The 10,841-nt window shown below is 73.5% G+C and carries 1 protein-coding gene; it reads right to left on the bottom strand.

What is annotated here, in order from left to right:
• A partial coding sequence (locus ACWPOB_RS04680; RefSeq protein ID WP_455400054.1) for an amino acid adenylation domain-containing protein occupies nt 1-10,696 on the bottom strand: 10,696 nt, incomplete at its 3' end.
• Nucleotides 10,697-10,841: the final 145 nt, after the last annotated feature.

The raw sequence follows: 10,841 nt of genomic DNA, 5'->3' as shown, positions 1-10,841 counted from the left end.
TCGACGCCCCGTCCGCCGCGATGTGATGCACCACGAACACCAGCACGTGCTCCCCGTCGCCGAGCGCGAACAACCGCGCCCGCACCGGCACCTGCACGGCCACGTCGAAGCCGGCCGTGACCTCGGCGGCCAGACGCTGCGGCAGCGCGTCGGCGGACACCGGGACCGGATCGAGGTCGGGGGTGGCCTGGGCGGGGTCGGTGACCAGCTGCGCCGGGCCGGTGTTCTCGTTCGGGTACCAGGTGCGCAGGGTTTCGTGGCGGGTGATCAGGTCGTGCACGGCGGCGGTGAGTGCCGCCCGGTCGAGGCGGCCGGTCAGCCGGATCGCCATCGGGATGTTGTAGGCGGCCGAGGCGGTGTCGAACTGGTTGACGAACCACATCCGCTGCTGGGGTGGGGACAGCGGGATCCGGTCGGGGCGCGGGCCCGCGGTGAGGGGGACGCGGGTGCCCCCGGCGTGGTCGTCGAGGATGCGGGCGGCCAGGGTCCGCACGGTCGGGGCCTCGAACAGCACCCGCACGCCGGCGTCGGTGCCGAGGGCGCCGTTGATGCGGGCGACGACACGGGTGGCGATCAGCGAGTTGCCGCCGAGGTCGAAGAAGCTGTCGTCGACGGAGACCTTCTCGTGGCCGAGGGCCTCGGCGACGATGTCGGCGATGGTGGCCTCGGTGTCGGTGGCCGGGGCGCGGTATTCGCCGGTGGCCGACAGGTCGGGTACCGGCAGGGCGCGGCGGTCGAGCTTGCCGACCGGGGTGAGCGGGATCTCGTCGAGGACGACGATCGCGGCGGGCACCATGTGCGCCGGCAGCTGCCCGGCGACGTGCCCCCGCAGCGCGGCGGTGTCGACGTGGTGGCCGGTCTCGGGCAGGACGTAGGCGACGAGGGCGGTGTCGCCGGACGGGGCGGTGTGCCCGATCGTCACCGCGAAGGCGACGTCGTCGTGGGCGGCGAGGGCGGTGTCGATCTCGCCGAGTTCGATGCGGAAACCGCGGACCTTGACCTGGAAGTCGGAGCGGCCGAGGTATTCGACGGTGCCGTCGGTGCGCCAGCGCACCACGTCGCCGGTGCGGTACATCCGCTCCCCCGGCGCCCCGAACGGGTCGGCGACGAACCGGGCCGCGGTCAGGTCGGGACGGCGGTGGTAGCCGCGGGCCAGGCCGGCGCCGGCGATGTAGAGCTCACCGGCGACCCCGATGGGGACGGGCCGCAGCCGTTCGTCGAGGACGACCTCGTGGAAGCCGATGGCGGGGCCACCGACGGTGACGGTGGTGTCCGGGCGCATGTCGGGGCTGACGCTGGTCTCGATGGTGGCCTCGGACGGGCCGTAGCCGTTGTACATGTGGCGGCCCGGCGCCCAGCGGTCGACCAGTTCCGGCGGGCAGGCCTCCCCGGCGACGACGAGCACGCGCAGCTCGTCGAGGCCCGCGGGATCGAGCGACGCGAGGGCGGTGGGGGTGACGAACGCGTGGGTGATGCGTTCCTCGCGCAGGATGCGGGCGAGTTCCTCGCCGCCGTAGACGCTGGGCGGCACGATGACGAGGGTGGCGCCGGCGCAGAACGCCTTGGTCAGCTCGAAGAGGGACGCGTCGAAGCTCGGCGACGCCAGGTGCGAGACGCGGGCCCGATGGGTGATCGAGAAGTGTTCGCGCACTTCGGCGTTGAGGTTGGTCAGGCCGCGGTGGGTGACGACGACGCCCTTGGGGCGGCCGGTCGAGCCGGAGGTGTAGATGAGGTATGCCGGATGGTCGTACCGCAGCGGGGCACGGCGGTCGTCGTCGGTGACCGGGGCGGGCGAGACGTCGTCGAGCCGGCGGCGCAGGCCGGGGTCGTCGAGCAGCAGCCACGACACCGCGTCCGCGGGCCACACGTCGCGGTGGGCGGTGGTGGTCAGGCCGAGGGTGGCCCGGCAGTCGTCGAGCATGTAGGCGATCCGCTCGGGCGGGTAGCCGGGGTCGACGGGGACGAACGCCGCCCCGGACTTGGTCACCGCCCACACCGCCGCGACCGACTCGATCGAACGCGAAATTCCCAGGGCCACGAAGGATTCCGGGCCGACACCGTGACTCGTGAGGACGCGGGCGAGCCGGTTGGACCAGGCGTCGAGCTCACCGTAGGTGACGGTGCGGCCTTCGAAGGACAGGGCCACCGCCTCCGGCACGATCGCCGCCACCGACGACAGCAGTTCGGGCCACAGCTGCGGGGAGACCGCGGGCCGGCCCCGCGCCGGGGCCAGGGTGGCGAGCTCACGCGGGGTGACGATCTCCACGTCCCCCACCGTCACGGACGCATCCGCGGTGACGGCGTCGAGGATCCGCACGAACCGGTCCGCGAACGAGGCGACCGTGTCCGCGTCGAACAGGTCGGTGGCGTAGGTGAACGCCGCCCGCACGCCGGATCCGCCGCCGGGCCGCTCGGCGATCGACAGCTGCAGGTCGAACGGGGACAGGCCGGGATCGAGGTCGAGCACCCGCGCCGTCGCTCCCGGCAGCGCGATCTCGGGGCGCTCGATGTCCTGGAACTCGAGCAGCACCTGGAACAGCGGGGGGTAGGACGTCGACCGGGGCGGGTCGAGGGCCTCGACGAGCCGCTCGAACGGGACGTCGGCCCGGCCGAACGCCGCCAGGTCCGCCGAACGGACCCGCCGCAACAGCGAGTCGAACCGTTCGCGTTCGTCCACCCGGGCCCGCAGCACCACGGTGTTGACGAACATGCCGACCAGATCGTCGAGGGCACGGTCACCGCGCCCGGCGACGGGGGTGCCGACCACGATGTCGTCGCTGGTGGACAGCCGGGCCAGCAGCACCGCCAGCGCCGCATGCACGACCATGAACAACGACGCGTCGTGCTCGCGGGCCAGCGCGAGCATGCCGCGGTGGGTGTCGGCGCCGATCTCGAACGCCACGCGGGCACCGCGCCCGGACTGCTGCACCGGGCGGGGCCGGTCCCACGGCAGCTCGAGCAGTTCCGGCGCCCCGGCCAGCTCGTCGTGCCAGAACGCGAGCTGCCGGGCGGCGGTGGAGGCGGGATCGGACTCGTCGCCCAGCACGGTGTGCTGCCACAGCGTGTAGTCGGCGTACTGCACCGGCAGCGGCGACCGGTCGGGGGCGCGGCCACCGGCGCGGGCGGCGTACGCGGTCATCAGATCCCGCCCCAGCGGTCCCATCGAGAACCCGTCGGCGGCGATGTGGTGCACGACCAGGACCAGCACGTGGTCGGTGTCGGCGAGGGTGAGCAGCCGGATCCGCACCGGCACCTCGGCGGCGACGTCGAACCCGGCACCGACGATCCGGTCGATGTGCGCGGGCACCGTGTCCTCGGTCTCGACGCGGGTGACGGTGAAGTCGGGCTGCGCCACCGCGACCGGCAGCACGACCTGGATCGGGCCGTCGTCGGTGAGCGGGTAGCGGGTGCGCAGCGTCTCGTGGCGCGCGGCGACGTCGGCGGCGGCGGCCCGCAGTGCCGCGAGGTCCAGCTCCCCGGTCAGACGCAGCGCGACGGCGATGTTGTAGGCCGGGGAGGTCGTGTCGAACTGGTTGATGAACCACATGCGCTGCTGCGCCGGGGACAGCGGGATCGTGGGGGGCCGGGTCGCGGCGGCGGTCAGCGCGGGCCGCGCCGCGGCGTCGCGGTCGCGGAGCCGCTCGGCCAGGGCGGCGACGGTGGGCGCGTCGAACAGATCACGCACGCCCACGTCGGTGCCGGTCGCCGCGGCGATCCGCGCGGCCAGCCGCATGGCCAGCAGCGAGTTGCCGCCCAGATCCAGGAAGCTGTCGTGCACGCCGAGACGCTCCACCCCGAGCAGGCCGGCGAAGACCTCGGCCAGGACCTGCTCGACCGGGGTGCGAGGCGCGACGTGCTCCGCCGCCCGCCCGGCGGTGAAGTCCGGGGCGGGCAGTGCCTTGCGGTCGAGCTTGCCGTTGGGGTTGAGCGGGAGCCGGTCGAGGACGACGACGTATGCGGGCACCATGTAGCCGGGCAGCCGGGCCGCGACGGCCCCGAGCAGGGCCGCGGTATCGAATGCGCGGCTCGCCGCGGTATCGAATGCGCGGCTCGCCGCGGTATCGAATGCGCGGCTCGCCGCGGTATCGATGTTCCGGCCGGGTTCGGGCACGACGTACGCGACGAGCACCCCATCGGAGCCGTCGGCGGCGCCCGCGGCGGGCCGGTGCACCACGACCGCGACCTGCGCGACGGCCGGGTCGGCGAGCAACGCCTGCTCGATCTCACCGAGCTCGATCCGCAGGCCCCGGAGCTTGACCTGGAAATCGGTGCGGCCCAGGTAGATCAGATTGCCGTCGTGGCGCCAGGACACGAGGTCGCCGGTGCGGTACATGCGGGTACCGGACGGGCCGAACGGATCGGCGACGAACCGGTCGGCGGTCAGGTCGCCGCGCCCGACATAGCCGCGGGCGAGCTGGATGCCGGACAGGTACAGCTCCCCCACGGCGCCGACGGGAACCGGGTGCAGCCGCGCATCGAGGACGTGGACACGGGTGTTCCACACCGGGGCGCCGATCGGCACGACGTCGACGGCGTCGTCGGTGCAGGCCCAGAACGTGACGTCGACGGCGGCCTCGGTGGGCCCGTACAGGTTGTGCAGGGCCGCGGCGGGGAACGCGGCGTGGGCGGCGGCGACCGTGGCCGGGGGCAGCGCCTCACCGCTGCAGAACAGCAACCGCAGCGACGTGCAGCGGGCCGGGTCGGTGGCGGCGACGAACACCGCGAGCATGGACGGCACGAAGTGCGCCACGGTGACGTGCTGCTGCTCGACGACGGCGGTGAGGTAGGCGGGGTCGCGGTGCCCGTCGGGGGCGGCGACGACGAGGCGCGCCCCGGTCTGCAGCGGCCAGAAGAACTCCCACACCGACACGTCGAACGTGAACGGTGTCTTCTGCAGGACGGTGTCCTCGGCGGTGAGCGGGTAGGCGTGCTGCATCCACCGCAGCCGGTTGACGATCGCGGCGTGAGCGACCGCGACACCCTTGGGGCGGCCGGTGGAGCCGGAGGTGTACAGCACGTAGGCGAGGTGGTCGCCCGTCAGCGGGGCGGCGCGCTCCTCCGGGGCGACGGGGGCGTCGGAGGCGCCGGTCAGGTCGAGGCGATCGACCTCGAGGATCGGGACCGGGGCGGGCAGCGTCGTCCGGTCGGCGGCGGTGGTCAGCACGCACACCGGACGGGCGTTGCCCAGGACGTATTCGAGCCGGTCGGCGGGGTGGTCGGGGTCGAGCGGCAGGTAGGCGCCGCCGGCCTTGATCACCGCGTACATCCCGACGAGCAGCTCGACCGAGCGGCGCATCGCGAGCCCGACGAGGCGGTCCGGGCCGACGCCCTCGGCGATCAGGCGCCGGGCGAGCCGGTTGGTGCGGGCATCGAACTCGGCGTAGGTCAGGGCCTCGTCGCCGAAGACGACGGCGACGGCGTCGGGGGTGCGGGTGGCCTGCCGGGCGAACAGGTCGGCGAGGGTGTGCGGGCTGCGGGGGGCGTCGGTGGCGTTCCAGCGCCGCAGGATCAGCTCGCGTTCGCCCGGCTCGAGCAGGTCGAGGTCGCCGACGGGCACGTGCGGGGTGGTGGTCACGGCGGTGAGCAGCCGCACGAAGCGGTCGGCGAGGGCGGTGACGGTGCCGGCGTCGAACAGGTCGGTCGCGTAGGACAGGGCGCCGGTGAGGGCGGCGGGGGCGCCGTCGTCGCCGGGGACCTCGGCCAGCATCAGGTGCAGGTCGAATTTGGTGGTGCCGGTGTCGATTTCGGAGACGTCGACGGTCAGGTCGGGCAGCTGCAGGTGGGCGGACTCGGTGTTCTGGAAGGCCAGCATCACCTGGAACAGGGGCGCGTAGGCCTCGGACCGGTGGTCGGTGACGGCGTCGACGAGGGCGTCGAACGGCAGGTCGGCGTGGGCGAGGGCGTCGACGTCGCGGTCGCGGACGTGGGTCAGGTGCTCGGCGAAGGTGTGCTGTGCGGTGACGGGGGTGCGCAGGACGACGGTGTTGACGAACATGCCGACCAGATCGTCGAGGGCACGGTCGCCGCGACCGGAGACGGGGGTGCCCACGGTGACGTCGTCGCTGCCCGAGAGCCGGGCCAGCAGCACCGCCAGGGCCGCGTGCACCGTGATGAAGGGGGTGGCGCCGTGCGTGCGGGCCAGGTCGCCGACCGCCCGGTACAGCTCGGACCCGACCTCGAAGCGGACGGTGGCGCCGCGGAACGACTGCTGCGGCGGGCGGGGGCGGTCGGTGGGCAGCGCCAGTACTTCCGGTGCGCCGGACAGGGTTTCGCGCCAGTACCGCAGCTGGGCGGCGGCGAGCGAGTCCGGATCGGCCCGGTCGCCGAGGACCTGCCGCTGCCACAGCGCGTAGTCGGCGTACTGCACCTCCAGGGGCGTCCAGTCGGGGGCGCGGCCGCCGGTGCGGGCCGCGTAGGCGGTCATCAGATCCCGGGCCAGCGGCGCCATCGACGCCCCGTCCGCCGCGATGTGATGCACCACGAACACCAGCACGTGCTCCCCGTCGCCGAGCGCGAACAACCGCGCCCGCACCGGCACCTGCACGGCCACGTCGAAGCCGGCCGTGACCTCGGCCGCCAGACGCTGCGGCAGCGCGTCGGCGGCGACGGTCGTCGCGGTGAGATCGAGGTGCACCTGCTCGACCGGGCGGATCCGCTGGACGGGGCCGTCGGCGGTGGCCGGGAACTCGGTGCGCAGCGCCTCGTGGCGGGCGAGCACATCGGTGACGGCGGTGGCGAGCGCGTCCCGGTCGAGCCGGCCGCGCAGCCGGATCGCCATCGGGATGTTGTAGGCCGGCGAGGCGGTGTCGAGCTGGTTGACGAACCACATCCGCTGCTGGGCCGCGGAGACCGGCAGCACCCCCGGGCGGGGCCCGGCGACCAGCGGCACCCGGGTGCCCGTGCCGGCGTCGGCGGTGAGGGCGGCGAGAGTCCGCACCGTGGGGGCCTCGAACAGTGCCCGCACCCCCAGGTCGGTGCCGAGGGCGGCGTTGATGCGGGCGACGACACGGGTGGCGATCAGCGAGTTGCCGCCGAGGTCGAAGAAGCTGTCGTCGAGACCGACGCGGTCGACGCCGAGGAGCTCGGCGAACACCTGCGCCACCGTCTTCTCGGCGTCGGTGGACGGCGCGACGTAGGTGGTGCCGTCCACCGCGAACACGGGCACGGGCAGGGCGCGGCGGTCGAGCTTGCCGACCGGGGTGAGCGGGATCTCGTCGAGGACGACGATCGCGGCGGGCACCATGTGCGCCGGCACGCTCCGCGACAGGTGCGCGGCGAGGGTGGCAGGTTCGGCGGTGCGCCCGGTCGCGGGCAGCACGTAGGACACCAGGACGGTGTCGCCGGACGGGGCGGTGTGCCCGATCGTCACCGCGAACGTGACGTCCTCGTGGGCGGTCAGGACCGCGTCGATCTCGCCGAGTTCGATGCGGAAACCGCGGACCTTGACCTGGAAGTCGGAGCGGCCGAGGTATTCGAGGGCGCCGTCGCGCCGCCAGCGCACCACGTCGCCGGTGCGGTACATCCGCTCCCCCGGCGCGCCGAACGGGTCGGCGACGAACCGGCCGGCGCTGAGCCCGGGCCTGCCGCGGTAGCCGCGGGTGATGCCCGGGCCGGCGATGTACAGCTCGCCGGCGACGCCGATCGGCACCGGCCGCAGCCGGGAGTCCAGGACGACCTCGTGCGTGCCGCGCACGGGGGTGCCGATCGGGATCGTGGGGGCCGGCGCGAGCGGACCGCAGATGTTGACGACGATCGTGCACTCGGTCGGGCCGTACGCGTTGAACATCCGCCGGCCCCGGGACCAGCGGGCGACGAGCTCGGGCGGGCACGCGTCGCCGGCGACGGTGACCGACTCGGCGGCGACACCCTCCGGATCGACGGAGGCCAGCGCCGCGGGGGTGGAGAAGGCGTGGGTGATGCGCTGCTCGCGGAGGAAGCGGGCCAGTTCCTCGCCCCCGTAGATCGTCGGGGGCACCACGACGAGGGTGGCGCCGATCGCGAACGCGGTCATGTACTCGTACACCGAGGCGTCGAAGCTCGGGGACGAGAAGTGCGAGACCCGCGAGTGCGGGGTCGGGCCGTGCCGGCCGTGCAGTTCGGCGCACAGGTTCGCCAGCCCGCGGTGCGGGACCACCACGCCCTTCGGGCGACCGGTGGACCCGGAGGTGTAGATCAGGTAGGCGGGATGGTCGAAATGCAGCGCGCCGCGACGGTCGAGGTCCGACAGCGGCCCGTCGGAGACCGAGTCCAGCGCCGCGACGAACTCCGCGTCGTCGAGCACCAGCCACGGCACGTCGGCGGGCAAGCCGTCGCGGTGGGCGGTGGTGGTCACGCCGAGGACGGCCCCGGAGTCGGCGAGCATGTACTCGATCCGCTCGGCCGGGTAGGCCGGGTCGACCGGCATGTACGCGGCGCCGGACTTGGCCACCGCCCAGACCGCGGCCACGGATTCGAGGGATCGGGCGATGCCGAGGGCAACGAATGTCTCCGGGCCGGCGCCGGCGTCGATGAGCACCCGGGCGACCCGGTTGGACCAGGCGTCGAGCTCCCCGTACGTCATCGTGCGGCCGTCGAATTCCAGGGCCCTCGCGTCGGGCACGTGCGAGGCCACGGAGGCGAGGATCTCGGGCCACAGCTGCGGGGACGAGGCGGGCAGTCCGCGTACCGGGCTCAGCTCCGCCGCTTCGTCGGGGAAGACGATGTCGACGTCCCCGATCGGTGCCGCCGGGTCGACGGTGACGGCGCCCAGGATTCTCAGCAAACGTTCGCAGAACGATCGTGCGGTGTCGGCGTCGAAGAGGTCGGCGGCGTACGCACACCTCAGGCGGGTGCCGTCGGGGCCGGTCGCGGTGTGCACCGCGAGTTCGGCGTGCGCGAGCCCGCCGTCCCCGGCGGTGTCGCCGCTGTCGAGCAGCACCGGCAGGGTCGGCACGTGCTGCGCGTCGAAGATCCGGGCGAGCCGGTCCGCCGGCACGTCGGCGTGGGCGGTGGCGGCGGCGTGGATCGCCGTGACCCGGCCCAGGAGCGCGGCGAACGGCTCGCTCTCGTCGAGCTGCACCCGCAGCGGGAGCGCCCCGGCGGGGGCGGGGACGGCGACGAGAGTGTCGGTGCCGGCGGTGAGCCGGCCGACGAGCACCGCGGCGGCGGCGTGCAGCAGTTCGGTGGAGGTGGCGCCGTGGCGCCGGGCGAGCTCGGTGACCCGGTCCCCGAGCGCGGCGGGGACCGGCACGTCGAGGTGGGCGGCGGTGGGGGTGCGCGGGCCGGTGCGGCGGCGGTCGGCAGGCAGCTCGAGGTGTTCGGGCGCCCCGGCCAGGGCGGCACGCCAGAACCGCTCGACGTCGGCATCGCGCCGCAGGCGCTCGGCGACGGCGGCGGTCGCGCGGTGGATGCGGGCAACCGGCGTGTCCGGGTCGGCCCGCAGGAACTCGGCGAGCAGTTCGACGAAGCTGCCGTGGTGTGCGCGCAGCTCGTCCGGCTCGTACTGGTTGGGGTTGCCGCGGAAGTCGAGGAACGTCCGGGCGGGGGTGCCGCTCTGGTAGATGTTGACCAGCAGGTCGTCGACCGGACCCGAGGTCATGATGTGGAACTCGCCGCGGACCGGGCCGAGGGTGATCTCCTGCCGGAAGAGCATCACGTTGATCATCGGGCCGCCGTAGCTGTGGGCCCGGCCGGCGGTGCCGGTCTCGCGGCGGAGGTCCTCGAGGCTGAACCGCTGGTGGCGCAGCGCACCGGTCAGTTCCAGCTGGGCCCGCTGCACCAGGTCGGCGCGGGTGTCGTCGTCCTCGAGGCGGATGTGCAGCGGCGCGGTGTTGACGAGCATGCCGCCGGAGCGTTTCGCCGCCGCGGTGGTGCGCGCGAACACCGGCAGATTGAGCATCACGTCGGCGCGGCCGGTCAGCCGGGAGAGATAGCACGCGGCCGCCGCGACCACCGTCGCGGCGGCCGACGATCCGCTCGTGGCATCGGCGTCGGTCAACCGGGCGACCAGGTCGTCGGGCAGGGTGACACTCTCGAGGGTGCTGCGCGCGGCGGTCGGCACCGTCCGCCGCGCCAGGGTCGATCCGTCCTCGAGCCCGGCGACCCGCCCGATCCAGTAGTCCCGGTCGCTCGCGTACCGATTCGAACCACGGTAGTCGAGGTCCGACTGGTAGAGGTCGTGCAGGTCGGCGGCGGTGGATGGCTCGGGGACGCGGTCCTCGTGGGCCGCCGAGTACAGCGCGGCGATCCGGTTGACCATCGTCATGGCACCGAAGCCGTCGAGGGCGACGTGGTGGATCCGGCTGTACCACAGGTGCCGTCGCTCACCGATCCGCAGGATCGTCATGTTCACCAGCGGGTCGCGGGCCAGATCGACCGGGGTGGCGTAGTCGGTGTTCATCCACTGCTGCGCCGTGGTCATCGGATCGGGCGCATCGGAGAAGTCCAGCAGCGGGATGTCGCTGAGGTCGAGGTCGGGATCGACGTACTGGTACGGCTCACCGTCGACCTCGACGACCCGCAGGTACGGCGACTGGAACTCGCGGGCGGCCTCGTGCGCGGCCTCGCGCAGCAGATCCAGATCGAGGTCCCCGGGCAGGTCGACGTACTGGGCGATGCAGACGGGCACCTCGGGTGCCAGCTGTTGTGCGAACCAGATCGACCGCTGGGCAGAGGACAACGGGAAGGCCCCGGGCGGAATGTGCAGCCGCTCTTGCAACGAACTCCCCTTCACGAAAGTGATTCCAGTGGTGTCCTGGCACCCCCCGGCACCGTGCAGGAAAACCCCTCGGTCGGATCGACGTGGCTGTAGCTCTTTCCCCTTCGATCGTCCGCGCCCTCGAATGTGTGACAGGAGCGCTCCC

It is taken from the genome of Rhodococcus sp. 2H158 (genome assembly GCF_053764755.1).
This window is presented reverse-complemented; position numbering and strand designations above follow the sequence as displayed.